This window comes from Rhodococcus sp. DN22, from assembly GCF_036669995.1.
Taxonomy (GTDB): Bacteria; Actinomycetota; Actinomycetes; order Mycobacteriales; family Mycobacteriaceae; genus Rhodococcus_F; species Rhodococcus_F erythropolis.
The window spans coordinates 5,491,767-5,504,773 of sequence record NZ_CP133326.1; the positions used below are offsets into that span (position 1 = coordinate 5,491,767).

The following is a 13,007-nucleotide window of genomic DNA, read 5'->3' on the forward strand; positions in this document are numbered from 1 at the left end:
CACGGCCCGTCGCGCGGAGACGACGGGTCCCGTTGTGCCCGAGGAGGTCCGCACGATCGATCCAGACGGTGGAGTTCTGGTTAACGAACTGCACCGCCACCATTCACGACTGGTTCCACACAGACAGATTGGCCGTCCCCATGAAACTGTCCCGAACTCTCACCATGTCCGTTCTCGTCGTCGCCGCAGTCGGCGCCGGAGCCGGCACCGCGGTCGCAGCGCCCCCGAATGCGGGCTTCGATCCGTCCCAACCCCTACTGACACCGACCGCAGAGTCGAACAGCCAGGCGGCGTTGATGCTCTTCCCCGGTAACGATCCGAAGCAGGCCGCGTTCGACACGATGGCCAACGAGGTCAATATCGGCTGGAACAACGGTGGTCTGCAGTCGACCCTGATCGGAGCCAACCTCGGCGTCGGAATCGGCTGCCTGTCGATCTTCCCGAACTTCATCGCCGGCTGCATCGTCGGTGGAGTCATCGGCACGGTTGCCGGAGTCGGCGCAGGAATCACCAACGGAAACCCGAACGCTGCGCCGGCCGTCGAGAAGTTCTTCGCGACTCCTTGAGTAGCGCTCAGCTGTGCGTGTGCCCGGGGGTGGGTGTCTCGTCGTGAAAATGTGTGGCGCCGATCGAATGCAGCAGCTGGTGAACGGTGTCGTCCGCCAGTTGGTATCGCATCGATCGGCCGTCGCGGGTCGCGCTCACCCACCCCTGGCTACGCAGTAGCCGCAGCGCATGTGAGACGGCTGTGCCGCTCATCCCCAGCGCCACGGACAAATCCGTGACGCAGATACCCGGTGCGTGATGAAGGCAGAGCAACAGACGCAGACGGTTGGTGTCGGAGAGAAGCTCGAAGCGACCGGACCAACTGGTGACGTCCAAACCCTCGAGTGCGGCCCTGGCGCGACGAACATCCTCGACGCTCAGCGCGCCACTGGTGTCTGCTGCGCCTGCATTCGTCAACCGACTGCCTCCGTAGAACTTCCGATCCCCCGCCGCAAGTGTACCCAGAAGCGAACCTCGTCAGGCAGACTCCACCACGGCCGCCATACCCTGGCCACCGCCGATACACATGGTCAACAGCGCTTTTCCGCCGCCGCGTCGGCCGAGTTCGTGAAGCGCGGTTGTTGCCATACGCGCACCCGTCGCTCCCACGGGGTGCCCGAGCGAGATGCCGGAACCGTTGACGTTCAGGCGATCGAGGTCCTCGAATCCCCATTCCTTCACGACGCCGAGAACCTGGCACGCAAACGCCTCGTTCAGCTCGACCAGATCGAAATCGGCAAAGCCTGCCCCGGTGCGAGCAAACAGTTTCGAGACGGCGGCAACCGGCCCGAGGCCCATCAGCGCCGGTTCACAACCGGCCGCGGCCCAACTGTCGAGGAACCCGATGGGTTCCAGCCCCAGCTCGTCCAGACGATCCTCGGCGACAACCAACATCGCTGCCGCAGCGTCGTTCTGTTGGCTGGCGTTACCGGCGGTCACGACGCCTCCCTCGGTTACCGCACGCAGCCGTGCCAAGGTTTCGAGTGAGGTATCCGGACGAATCCCCTCGTCAGCACGAAACTGTGTGACGTTCCCTTTTCGATCCGTCAGTTCGACGGCGACGATTTCGGCATCGAAGCGGCCGGATTCTCTTGCCAGTGTTGCCTTTCGGTGGCTGTCGACGGCGAAGGTGTCCGACTCTTCCCGCGTGATCCCGCAGCGTGTCGCGACGTTCTCGGCCGTTTCGATCATTCCGCTGATCCGACCGAATCGCCACTCGGGTTGCGAGCGCTCGCGGCCACGATCGAGGCGGTCGAACAGTTGCAGCCCACCGGATCTGGTGCCCCACCGCGCTCCGGTGGTGTAGTGCTCGATCCCGCTCATCGATTCGACGCCACCCGCGAGAACCACGTCGGCCGCACCCGTCTGGACCATCATGGCCGCGGTAACGATGGCCTGCAGACCCGTTCCACATCGGCGATCCGTTTGGAAGCCGGCTACCGAAATCGGCAACCCGGCCTCGAGCGCCGCCCACCTTCCGATGCACGGTGCCTCCGAATTGGCATACGACTGCCCCATCGCGACGTCGTCGATGCGGGACGGATCGATTCCACTACGACGCACGGTCTCCTTGACGACGGTGGCAGCCAGACTTTCCGCAGGCACGTCACGAAGTGCCCCTCCGAAACGGCCCACCGCGGTTCTGACCGGCGCGACCAATGCTGCTCGTTTCACAACTGACCTCGAATCTCGTTCTGGAAGAATGGAAAAGGATTCAGGAGACCAACAGGCGCACGGTATCCGCTACCAGCGCAGGTTTACCCGCTCCTTCGATTTCGATCGTGTACCGCACGACTATCGTCGCGCCCTTCGCGGTGCGCTCGAAGGAAAGAATCTCCGCACCTGCCCGCACCGAAGAACCGACCTTGACCGGTTCGGGGAATCGCACCTTGTTGCTTCCGTAGTTCACGGTCATGGAGATTCCGTCGACACGCATCACCTGAGCCCCGAGCACCGGCAACAACGAAAGAGTCAGATAGCCGTGGGCGATGGTGCCGCCGTACGGACCCTGCGCTGCGCGCTCGGGATCCACGTGAATCCACTGGTGATCCTCGGTGGCGTCGGCGAACTTGTCGATCCGATCCTGTGTGACCGGGAACCACGCGCTGTAGCCCAAGTGCTCACCGACAGCCGTCTCTACTTCGTCGATTCCGTTGAAAATTCGCATAGTTCTCTCCTGAAAGGTGTTGAACAGCAAAGAAAAGTGCAGCGCTAATGTGCGCCGCGGCGCAGCGTGACCCGATACGTGTACTGCTCCGGCAAGAAATAGCTCACCGACAACTCGTTGGCAACGCCCTGCGCGTTGGAGTACAAACGGTCCACCCGCAACATGGCGTGGCCGATTTCGCAATCGACGTCCCTGGCAACGTCCGCCGTGGCCGGGGACACCGTGATCGATTGTGCTGCTTCGACAATCGGACTGTCGATCAGCGGTTCCAGCAAGCCGATCACCGTATTGGCGCTCACCGCACCGGCCGCCATGGCGGGCAGGTCGATGATCTGCCGCGCGATCGCCTCCGGCAGATGCGCCGTCGTCTGCACGAACGGAACTCCCTCGTGTATCCGCCGGAAGACCACGGTGTACACGACGTCGGTGTCGAGCCGAAGCCGACTGGCCGCCTCGATGTCCACGCGCCGTTGCAGCGGTGACACAACTTCCATCGTCGTGTCCCGCGAAAGGTTCATGAGATCTTCGATGGATCCGAGATGACGGAGATAGCGGCCGCTGTTCTCGGTCACGAACGTTCCGCGCCCGGGTACTCGGTACACGATGCCCTCGGCAACCAGATCGTGAAAGGCTCGGCGGACCGTCTGCCGACTCACGCCGTGATGCTGCGCCAGTTCGGATTCGGTGGGCAGTTGAATGCCGTCGCGGTAGGTACCGGCAGAGATCTGCTGACGAAGCTCACGAGAGAGGCGTTGGTACGCCGGCTCCGTCTCTCTTTCCTTACCGCTCATAGCGACATGATCCTACTTGCTCACCGGTCCGTCACAGACCGCCGCGGGCAACCAGCTGCGAAACGATCACGTTGCGCTGAATTTCGTTGGTTCCCTCCCCGACGATCATCAGTGGTGCATCACGGAAATACCTCTCGACGTCGTACTCCGTCGAGTAGCCGTAACCGCCGTGGATGCGGACGGCGGACAACGCGATTTCCATCGCCACCTCGGAGGCGTACAGCTTGGCCATGCCCGCCTCCATGTCGCACCGCTCCCCACTGTCGTACATCTGCGCCGCGTGCCACGTCAGCTGCCGTGCGGCCGTCAGCTTCGTTGCCATGTCGGCGAGGTAATTGCCGATCGACTGGTGCTTCCAGATCGGCTGGCCGAAGCTCTCGCGCTGCTGCGCGTACGCAAGTGAATCTTCGAGTGCCGCCGTGGCGACGCCCAGTGCACGGCAAGCCACCTGGATACGGCCGGTCTCGAGCCCCTTCATCATCTGACCGAAACCCTTTCCGGGAGTACCGCCCAGAATGGCCGACTCGGAGATGCGGTAATTGTCGAAGGACAGTTCACAACTCTCGACGCCCTTGTATCCGAGCTTCGGGAGGTCGCGGGAGACGGTCAGCCCTTCGCCGTGCTCGACGAGAACGATCGAGATGCCCGCATGACGAGGGCTTGCGCTTGGATCGGTCTTGCACAGCAAGGCGATCACGCCGGATCGGCGGGCATTGGTGATCCATGTCTTGGCGCCGTTGACGACCAGATCTGTGCCGTCGCTCTTGGCGTTGGTTGTCATGGCCTGCAGATCGGAACCTCCGCCGGGCTCGGTGAGGGCCATCGTTGCCCGGATCTCGCCGGTTGCCATTCGCGGCAGGTACTTCACCTTCTGTTCTTCGGTACCGAACAGCGAGATGAGCTTGGCGACCACAGTGTGCCCGCCCATCGCTCCCGCCAGGGACATCCATCCGCGCGACAGTTCTTGCGTCACCTGCGCATAACAGGGCATGGACACCGGCGATCCGCCGTACTCCTCGGGAATCGCGAGCCCGTAGATCCCGATCTGCTTCATCTGATCGATCCACTTCTCGGGATACTCGTTCGCGTGCTCCACCTCCTGGACCGTGGGCTTGACCTCTCGGTCGACGAACCGGCGCACGGTTTCGATCAGGAATGTCTCTTCGTCGTTGAGCTTGAGCATGAATCCGCCTCGACTTGAAATAAGTTTGTACGGCCATATTTCGATATTGTTCGCGCAATGTCAATACCGCGCCTTGACATCGATACGCAGCAACTGCCAGCATCGAGGCAGTTCGGTGCACATCAACGCCGTTCACGGCAGCTCATCCACTTCACAACTGGCCGTACATTTGATTTCCAGATCGAGGTAATCGACACACTATGGACGAGAACCACTACCGCGCCACCAGACGTCGCGCGTCCCTGGTCGCGCCGGGTTCAGACGAGCGCAAGGCACGCAAAGCACTCTTCTCGAACGCAGACGAGGTGATTCTCGACCTCGAAGATGCCGTCACTTCGGCGAACAAGGACCTGGCGCGAACCCTCGTGAGCACCTTGGTGCACGAGTTCGGTAGGGCGCGCACCATCTCGGTCCGAATCAACGGCCTGACCACACCATGGGCCCGCGACGACCTGATCGCCTGCGGCGCCCTCGGAGAATCGCTGACGAGCGTGATCGTCCCGAAGGTCGAGTCCGCCGACGAACTACTCGAGGCTGAGCACATCCTCTTCACTGCCGGTGGGCACCACACCACCCTGCAAGCCCTGATCGAAACTCCGCTCGGCGTCCAGAATGCCGACTCCATCGCCCGCGCGACTCCTCGTCTCCAAGCCGCGATCATCGGATACGCCGATCTCGGTGCAGCGCTCGGCCGTTCACGCTCGGCACTGCCTGAACACTGGCTTGCCGTCCAGGACAGAATCCTGATCGCCTGCCGCGCAGCCGGCGTCGCAGCCATCGACGGGCCCTTTCTCGGCATCACCGACGACGACGCTTTCCGCCGCGCCGCGCACTGGACCAGCGCTCTCGGGTTCGACGGCAAATGGGTCATCCACCCGGCGCAGATCGACTCGGCCACTACCGCATTCACTCCTTCGGACGACGCCGTCAATGACGCCCGACGGGTACTGACCGCACTCGAAGAAGCCGAAACCCTGGGTTCGGGTGCCGCCCAACTCGACGGCCAGATGCTCGACGAAGCTGTCGCCGTGGCAGCGCGTCGTACGCTTGCCCGAGCCGAAGGAGTCACCGTATGAGCGAGCACTACGTGGGAGGCCCGTACTTCGACGAGCTCACCCATGGTCAGATCTTCGACGAAGCCCCCGCGGTGACGTTGACCAGTGGACTCGCCGCCTCCCATCAGGCGATCCTCGGTGACCGCATGCGCTTGCCTCTCGACGCACACTTGTCGTCGAGCGTCACGGGTTCCGGTGCACCAGTGGCAAATCCAGGACTGGTCACCGACATCGCCATCGGCCAGTCAACCGTGGTCACACACCACGTCAAGGCGAACCTCTTCTACCGTGGACTGCGATTCCACCGTTTCCCGGTACTCGGCGACACTCTGTACACGCGCACCGAGGTTGTCGGTCTACGCGAGAACTCGGCCAAGCCGGGACGCGGCGCCACCGGACTTGCCGCGCTACGGATGACGTCTGCTGATCAGAACGGCAACACGGTCCTCGACTTCTACCGCTGCGCCATGCTCCCCCTGAGCCCCGACCCGATCGAGGCGAGAACTCGCCACGCCGACGACCTCGGGGCGATCGGTCCGTCCGAACCGGCTCCGTACGTATCACCTGACGGTTGGGACCTCGACACGTATCGAGAGCGGGTACCCGGCAGGCACTTCGATTCCGATTTGGTGGGCTCCGTCTTCCACAGCAGCGGCGACGTCGTCTCCAGCGCACCCGAACTTGCCCGGCTGAGCTTGAACATCGCAGCGACGCACCACGACGATCGCGTCGGCGCCCACGGTCGCCTCGTCTACGGCGGCCACACCATCGGGATCGCACTCGCCCAGGCGACTCGCGCTCTGCCCAACGTGGTGACGGTTCTCGGGTGGCACTCGTGCGATCACACCGGACCCGTTCACGAGGGCGATACCCTCACGAGCGAACTGCACGTCGAAAACTCGTCGCCCCTCGAACACGGAACCGCAGTGCAACTGCGTTCGCTCGTGTTCTCCCACAATGCTTCTGCAACACAAACTCCGGTTCTCGACTGGCGTTTCACCGTGTTGATGGCATGAGCACACACTCTTCTATCACGGAGGACCACACATGACTCAGAGCCCAGGCCCGCTGTCCGGGCTTCGCATCGTCGAGGTCTCGAGCTTTGTCGCCGCGCCGCTGTGCGGACTGACGCTCTCCCAACTCGGCGCCGAGGTGATCCGGATCGACCCGATCGGAGGTGCCTCCGATTACAATCGCTGGCCCGTCACAGACAAGGGCGAGAGCATCTACTGGACCGGACTCAACAAAGGCAAACGGTCACTGTCAGTGGACATGCGCGCCGAACGCGGCCAAGAACTGATACGCCAACTGGTCACGGCGCCGGGACCTGGCGGCGGAATCCTGGTCACCAACGCCGGCGGCCGTAAGTGGATGAGCCACGACTCCCTGGCCCAGTTGCGTAGCGACGTCGTCACCCTCGAGATCCTCGGACGCCGCGACGGCAGCCCCGGAGTCGACTACACGGTCAACGCCGCCTTGGGATTTCCACAGATCACCGGCCCCGCCGACTACGCCGGAGTTGTCAACCACGCACTGCCCGCCTGGGACGTCGCATGCGGGCTCTACGCCGCCCTGTCGATCACTGCCGCAGTGCGCCAACGTGACTCGACCGGACATGGATCTCGGATCACGCTCCCACTCGAAGACGTCGCATTGGCCACCGCGGGAACCCTCGGTTACCTCACCGAGGTACAAGTGAACGGTCGCAGTCGCGAGTCCGGCGGAAACGCCGTCTACGGCACGTACGGAATCGATTTCGTCTCCAGCGACAACGACCGGTTCATGATCGTTGCACTCACTACCCGCCATTTCCGCGACCTCGCGTCGGTCACCGGCACCACGGCGGCTGTCGACGCTGTCGAAGCTGCACTCGGAGCCGACTTCTCCACCGAAGCGGATCGCTACCGTCATCGAGAGGTACTCACTGCTCTGTTCTCACATTGGTTCCGGGAACACAACGGCGCCGAGATCGCTGCAGCGCTGGACACATCGTCGGTTCTGTTCGAGAGGTACCGCAGTTTCGAGGAAGTGGTGAAATCTGGCGAACTGGAGAACAACCCGATGTTCTCCGCACTCGATCAACCTCGAATCGGAAGCTACCTGGCTGCCGCCAATCCTGCCTCGTTCGACGGCGCACACCTGGGTACCGGACCCGCCTCCGAGGTCGGCGGCGATTCGATCGCGGTGCTCGCCGACATCCTCGGAACCAACGCCGATCACGCCTCGACGCTGATCGCGGACGGCGTCGTCGGGGTTCCGGCGAACTGACCTACCCGGAAGATGTTTTCGGCCTCGGAACATTTGTTCCGAGGCCGAGAACATGTCGAGAGTGCGTCAGAGACTAAGATCCTTCGCGATGATGGTCTTCATGACTTCACTTGTGCCACCGTAGATTCGTGTGACACGCGTGTCTGCGTAAAGACGCGCGATGGGATACTCGGTGATGTAGCCGTACCCGCCGTGCAATTGGAGGCACTTGTCGATCACTCGACCTGCCGCCTCGGTGCAGAACAGTTTCGCCTTCGCTGCGTCGGGAATCGTCAGAGTGCCGCGGTCATGACATTCGAGTGCGTTGTCGGACACCAGCTGGATGGCATCAACCTCGGTAGCGCATTCGGCCAGAACGAATTTGGTGTTCTGGAAGGCCGCGACCGGCTTGCCGAACACCTTGCGGTCCTTGACGTAGTCGATGGCAAAGCGAAGCGCTGCACTGGCAGTGGCGGCCGCTCCGAACGCGATGGTCAACCGCTCCTGAGCCAGGTTGTGGGTCAGATAGCTGAAGCCGTCGCCCTCTTCTCCGAGTCGGTCCTCGACGGGCACCTTGACGTCGACAAACGAAAGCTCCGCAGTGTCGGAGGTCTTGAGCCCGATCTTGTTGATCTTGCGCCCCACCGAGTATCCGGGCGACGACGTATCGATCACCAGAATCGACAACCCCGTGCGCCGGTTCTCCGCTGTGCTGGGCGCGGTACGGCACACCACCAGGACGCGGTCGGCAAGTACTCCACCGGTGATGAACGTCTTGGAACCATTGACCACGTAGTGCGTACCGTCCTCCGACAGCTTGGCCGTGGTCGCGATGTTCGCCAGATCCGATCCTGTTCCCGGTTCGGTCATCGCAATCGCGAACATCAGATCTCCGGAAGCGAAGCCCGGCAACCAGCGGCTCTTCTGTTCTTCGTTCGCGTACTCGAGCAGGTAGGGCAGGATCAGGTTCGTATGCACCGACTGCGAGCCGAATGACGCCCCGGCGGCAGCAACTTCCTCGGCGACGACGACGTTGAACTTGAGCGACTTCTCGCCGCCTCCGCCGTATTCCTCCGGCACCTGAATTCCGAGTACGCCCAGCTCTCCGAGTCGTCGGTAGAAGTCACGGGGCGGGTGACCGTCCTCTTCCCACTTCTCGTGGACCGGGGTTACTTCCTTCGCGATGAAATCGCGAACGGTTGCCCGGAATGCCTCGTGATCCTCGTTGAACACGGTGCGCTGCATGTATGAACTCCAGTCGGTCAAGGGGACAGGGTGATCCTGATCTCACCTTGCCTCAATGTTCCGCATTCGATCCAACACTCATCGGCTATGCGTCCGATAGGGCGTACCAATATGGCCTGACCTGCGATACATAGGCAACCGCTATCGTTCCGATCATCGACGCGACATTGCTCAAAGTGATCCAGAACACGTTGAATGAGTCAGCCGGCAAACACACCACCATCGATCGCTTCGAGGCCGCGCTTCGAGCACGATCGCATCCGCCCACCAGTCTCGAAGGGACGCCACGTGACCCCCATCGCGCCACAGCGTAACGACGTCCAGCCCGAAGCAACAGCAACGCCAGATTCGTCAGCAGTTCCCGTCTTCGGTACCCGCAAGCGTGCGTGGACGATGACCGGGCTCGTCGTTTTCCTCTACATCGTCAACTACGCGGACAAGGCAGTCCTCGGAATCATCGCTCAGCCCCTCGCTCGTGAGCTCGGACTGAAGTCTTCGCAAATCGGCATGGTCGGCTCGCTCTTCTTCCTGATGTTCTGCATCGGTGGATTCCTCGCCGGACCGCTCAACAAGTACCTGACCCTACGTTGGGCGCTGTTGATCCTGGCCGCAATCTGGTCCGTAGTCATGCTCCCCCTCGTTCTCGGCGCCAGCCTCGCGATGTTGATCGTCTCGCGCATGCTCCTCGGATTTGCCGAAGGCCCCAGTTCGGCGCTGATGCACACCGCGGCGTACTCGTGGCACCCGCCGGCCAAGCGCGGCCTTCCCGGCGCAATGCTCGCCGGATCCGCCTCTGTCGCAAAGATCGCCCTCGCGCCGGTACTGACCTTCATCGCCGTTCATTACGGCTGGCGCGCAGCGGTTCTCTCGCTCTCCGTTCTCGGTCTCGTGTGGATGGGTTGCTGGCTGGCCGGTTGGTCCGAGGGCCCGTACACGAGCAAGGCCGTCAAGGCGACCAAGACTGCAGATACAGAAGCAACCGAGGCAGCCGGGACAGCCACGAAGGCGGTCACCGAGCCCAACGTTCCGTGGCGCAAGATCCTGCTCTCCCGCACCTTCGTCAGCTGCTGCTTCCTCATCGCGACCATCTACGCGCTGACCACCGTCGTTCTCACCTGGTTGCCGTCGTACTTCGAGGTCGGCCTCGGATACAGTGCGATGCAGGCCGGTTCGATGTTCGCGCTGCCCTCGATCGTCGGTCTCGTCCTCATGATCACCTCCGGTTCCGTCACGGACAAGTTGATCGGCCGCGGCTTCACCTCTCGTACGGTTCGCGTCATCGTTCCCTGTGTCGGCGTTCTGATCTGCGGATCGATTCTCCTGTTCCTGCCACAGATCTCCACTCCCATCGTCGCTGTCGCCATGGTCTCGATCGGCTACGGGTTCTCGGCAATCACCTTCCCGCTCATCAACGCTGCGATCTCGGAGCTGTGCCCGCCGCAGCAGACTGCCGGAACGATGGGATTCTTCCTCGCCATCATGTCGATCGGTGGCCTGATTGCTCCTTACGCAACGGGAGTCATCGTGGACAACGCTGCAACCCCGGCCGACGGTTACGCCCAGTCCTTCCAGGCAATCGGCGTCATCGGAGTGATCGCCGCGGTTCTGGTCCTCGTCTTCGCCAATCCCGAGCGCGATCGCAAGCTCATCCGAGGCTGAGTACTCCACGTATAGCCATTCGCTAACAAAGCCATTCACCGAAAGACATTGCCGGGTCGACCCGCTCGTGATCGACTCGAGACACGCCCCGACCGCACAGTCGCAGAACCGGGCACGAACAGCAGGAGAGATACATGCGAGATGCCGTCATCGTCGACGCAGTACGTACACCGATCGGCCGTCGCGGCCGCGCCCTCTCGGAGATCCATCCGGCCGAGTTGTCCGCCCATGTACTGCGTGCGCTCGCTGAACGGACCGGACTCGACGCGGCGACGGTCGACGACGTGATCTGGGGTTGCGTCAGTCAGGTCGGCGAGCAGGCCGGAAGCATCGCCCGCACAGCGGCACTCGCTGCCGGCTGGCCCGACAGCGTTCCCGGCGTCACACTGACCCGGGCCTGCGGATCGAGCCAGCAGGCAGTTTCCTTTGCTGCGGCCACCGTCATCTCCGGTCAGAACGACGTGGTCGTAGCCGGAGGCGTCGAATCGATGTCACGAGTACCGATGGGTACCGCCAGCAAGAACGGTGAGCATTTTCCGGCTTCGGTACTCGAACGCTACGGGGTGGACGGTTTCAGCCAGGGGACCGGCGCCGAGATGATGGCCCGGAAATGGGCACTCACACGAACAGCTCTGGACGAATACTCCCTCCGCTCACACGAACTCGCGGCCCGTGCCACCGATGAAGGGGCATTCACCGGGCAGATCACTCCGATCGCGGGCTTGTCCCAGGACGAAGGCATTCGGCGAGGCGGAAGTGTGGAGTCGCTCGCGAAGTTGCCCCCGGCCTTCGACACCGACGGTGCCATCCACGCCGGCAACTCTTCTCAGATCTCCGACGGGGCGGGCGCCACACTCGTCACGACCAGCGAGTACGCCCGGGCACGCGGGTGGAAGCCGCTCGTTCGTATTCACACCGCAGTGGTCGCAGCCGACGACCCGGTCATCATGCTCACCGGTCCGATTGCCGCCACCGCAAAGGCATTGGACCGCTCCGGATTGTCCATCGACGACATCGGCGCCTTCGAGATCAACGAGGCATTCGCCCCCGTCCCGCTTGCCTGGCAGGCTGAAACCGGCGCAGCCATCGATCGTGTGAATCCGCTCGGCGGCGCTATCGCGGTCGGCCACCCACTCGGCGGATCAGGTGCGATCTTGATGACTCGCCTGGCACATCACATGCGCGACAACGGAATTCGCTACGGTCTCCAGTCGATGTGCGAGGCCGGCGGCATGGCCAATGCGACCATTCTCGAATTGATCTGACCCGACAACGCTTTCGGGCCGACACGTCATCCAGCAGGAAAGAAGAATTGATCCATGAAACTCGAGGGACTTTCCACCGCGATCACCGGCGGCGCTTCAGGCCTCGGCCTGGCAACCGCTCGACGGCTGCTCGACGCCGGAGCGCAGGTCACGTTGATCGATCTGCCTTCGTCCGACGGTAAGCAGGTGGCGGCCGATCTCGGTGCTGCCGCACAATTCGCCCCGGCCGACGTCACCGACAGCGAACAATTCGCCGAAGCACTCGACGCGGCGCACGAGCGCGGCGGCCTCCGCGGCGTCGTCCACTGCGCGGGCGCCGGGCGTCGTATGCGCATTCTCGACAAGGACGGAAAAGCCGGATCGGTCGAAGATTTCGAGTTCGTCGTCAAGCTGAATCTTGTCGGTTCGTTCAACGCACTCCGTCTCGGCGCCGAGCGGATGGCGGAACTCGACGCCGTGGACGGTGAGCGAGGTGCCATCGTCATGACGGCGTCGGTCGCAGCATTCGAAGGTCAGATCGGTCAGATCAACTACACAGCGTCCAAAGCCGGCATCGTCGGTATGACGGTCACCGCTGCCCGCGATCTCGCCAGCCGCGGAATCCGCGTCAACACCATTGCTCCCGGCATCATGGACACTCCCCTGCTGGCGCGCCTACGCGAAGACGTGCGCACGGCCCTCGAAGCCTCTGTTCCCAATCCCTCACGACTGGGTCGTCCGGACGAGTTCGGCCAGCTCGCCGTCTCGATGCTCGAGAACGGCTACCTCAACGGCGAGACCATCAGACTCGACGGCGCTATCCGAATGGCTCCCCGGTGACGGGCACCAGCGTGATCGCCAATCCACAAC

General features: G+C 62.8%; 13 protein-coding genes. 7 read left to right on the plus strand and 6 right to left on the minus strand.

Annotated elements, in window-relative coordinates; translation table 11 throughout:
• Positions 1-68: 68 nt before the first annotated feature.
• Positions 69-566: a hypothetical protein gene (locus tag RA302_RS25185; RefSeq protein ID WP_003940625.1), complete on the plus strand. Its 498-nt coding sequence runs from the start codon at positions 69-71 to the stop codon at positions 564-566.
• Between the two features lie 7 nt (positions 567-573).
• On the opposite strand, the gene RA302_RS25190 is transcribed toward RA302_RS25185, so the two are convergent.
• From RA302_RS25190 to RA302_RS25210, 5 genes are read right to left on the minus strand one after another with little or no spacing between them, the layout of a single operon-like run.
• Positions 574-963, minus strand: coding sequence for a metalloregulator ArsR/SmtB family transcription factor (locus RA302_RS25190; protein WP_003940184.1), 390 nt, complete (start codon positions 961-963; stop codon positions 574-576).
• Between the two features lie 60 nt (positions 964-1,023).
• The gene (locus tag RA302_RS25195; protein WP_003939885.1) at positions 1,024-2,220 is read right to left on the minus strand and encodes an acetyl-CoA C-acetyltransferase; all 1,197 of its coding nucleotides are present in this window, start codon (positions 2,218-2,220) and stop codon (positions 1,024-1,026) included.
• 40 nt (positions 2,221-2,260) lie between these two features.
• Positions 2,261-2,713, minus strand: a complete 453-nt coding sequence (locus tag RA302_RS25200; protein WP_003940415.1) for a MaoC family dehydratase — start codon at positions 2,711-2,713, stop codon at positions 2,261-2,263.
• Between the two features lie 44 nt (positions 2,714-2,757).
• Entirely contained in the window at positions 2,758-3,504 is a 747-nt protein-coding gene (locus RA302_RS25205; protein WP_003940169.1) for a GntR family transcriptional regulator, read from the minus strand.
• A gap of 31 nt (positions 3,505-3,535) precedes the next feature.
• Complete coding sequence (locus RA302_RS25210; protein ID WP_003940468.1) at positions 3,536-4,687, minus strand: acyl-CoA dehydrogenase family protein; 1,152 nt, start codon at positions 4,685-4,687, stop codon at positions 3,536-3,538.
• A 200-nt stretch (positions 4,688-4,887) separates the two neighbouring features.
• On the opposite strand from RA302_RS25210, the gene RA302_RS25215 reads away from it, so the two are divergent.
• The 3 genes from RA302_RS25215 to RA302_RS25225 are packed head-to-tail and all read left to right on the plus strand — an operon-like array spanning position 4,888 to position 8,010.
• Positions 4,888-5,763 (plus strand): CoA ester lyase, encoded by an 876-nt coding sequence (locus RA302_RS25215; RefSeq protein ID WP_030537187.1) that lies wholly within the window; start codon positions 4,888-4,890, stop codon positions 5,761-5,763.
• Positions 5,760-6,758 carry a MaoC family dehydratase gene (locus tag RA302_RS25220; RefSeq protein WP_030537188.1) on the plus strand — a complete coding sequence of 333 codons (999 nt, stop codon included), beginning with the start codon at positions 5,760-5,762 and terminating at the stop codon, positions 6,756-6,758. Before RA302_RS25215 ends, RA302_RS25220 begins: the two co-directional genes overlap by 4 nt.
• 31 nt (positions 6,759-6,789) lie before the next feature.
• Positions 6,790-8,010: a CoA transferase gene (locus RA302_RS25225; protein WP_007729485.1), complete on the plus strand. Its 1,221-nt coding sequence runs from the start codon at positions 6,790-6,792 to the stop codon at positions 8,008-8,010.
• A 66-nt stretch (positions 8,011-8,076) separates the two neighbouring features.
• On the opposite strand, the gene RA302_RS25230 is transcribed toward RA302_RS25225, so the two are convergent.
• Complete coding sequence (locus tag RA302_RS25230; protein ID WP_030537189.1) at positions 8,077-9,234, minus strand: acyl-CoA dehydrogenase family protein; 1,158 nt, start codon at positions 9,232-9,234, stop codon at positions 8,077-8,079.
• Positions 9,235-9,429: 195 nt separating this feature from the next.
• On the opposite strand from RA302_RS25230, the gene RA302_RS25235 reads away from it, so the two are divergent.
• The 3 genes from RA302_RS25235 to RA302_RS25245 all read left to right on the plus strand — a co-directional run bounded on the left by RA302_RS25235 (position 9,430) and on the right by RA302_RS25245 (position 12,977).
• Positions 9,430-10,893 carry an MFS transporter gene (locus RA302_RS25235; protein WP_174519483.1) on the plus strand — a complete coding sequence of 488 codons (1,464 nt, stop codon included), beginning with the start codon at positions 9,430-9,432 and terminating at the stop codon, positions 10,891-10,893.
• Between the two features lie 134 nt (positions 10,894-11,027).
• Positions 11,028-12,158, plus strand: a complete 1,131-nt coding sequence (locus RA302_RS25240) for a thiolase family protein (protein WP_030537190.1) — start codon at positions 11,028-11,030, stop codon at positions 12,156-12,158.
• A 54-nt stretch (positions 12,159-12,212) separates the two neighbouring features.
• The gene (locus RA302_RS25245; protein WP_003939944.1) at positions 12,213-12,977 is read left to right on the plus strand and encodes an SDR family NAD(P)-dependent oxidoreductase; all 765 of its coding nucleotides are present in this window, start codon (positions 12,213-12,215) and stop codon (positions 12,975-12,977) included.
• Positions 12,978-13,007 lie beyond the last annotated feature (30 nt).

Bases quoted from the DNA above. Each gene is read 5' to 3' on its own strand.
- RA302_RS25200 (WP_003940415.1), bottom strand. From the start codon at position 2,713: ATGCGAATTTTCAACGGAATCGACGAAGTAGAGACGGCTGTCGGTGAG.
- RA302_RS25205 (WP_003940169.1), bottom strand. From the start codon at position 3,504: ATGAGCGGTAAGGAAAGAGAGACGGAGCCGGCGTACCAACGCCTCTCT.
- RA302_RS25210 (WP_003940468.1), bottom strand. From the start codon at position 4,687: ATGCTCAAGCTCAACGACGAAGAGACATTCCTGATCGAAACCGTGCGC.
- RA302_RS25215 (WP_030537187.1), top strand. From the start codon at position 4,888: ATGGACGAGAACCACTACCGCGCCACCAGACGTCGCGCGTCCCTGGTC.
- RA302_RS25220 (WP_030537188.1), top strand. From the start codon at position 5,760: ATGAGCGAGCACTACGTGGGAGGCCCGTACTTCGACGAGCTCACCCAT.
- RA302_RS25225 (WP_007729485.1), top strand. From the start codon at position 6,790: ATGACTCAGAGCCCAGGCCCGCTGTCCGGGCTTCGCATCGTCGAGGTC.
- RA302_RS25230 (WP_030537189.1), bottom strand. From the start codon at position 9,234: ATGCAGCGCACCGTGTTCAACGAGGATCACGAGGCATTCCGGGCAACC.
- RA302_RS25235 (WP_174519483.1), top strand. From the start codon at position 9,430: ATGAGTCAGCCGGCAAACACACCACCATCGATCGCTTCGAGGCCGCGC.
- RA302_RS25240 (WP_030537190.1), top strand. From the start codon at position 11,028: ATGCGAGATGCCGTCATCGTCGACGCAGTACGTACACCGATCGGCCGT.
- RA302_RS25245 (WP_003939944.1), top strand. From the start codon at position 12,213: ATGAAACTCGAGGGACTTTCCACCGCGATCACCGGCGGCGCTTCAGGC.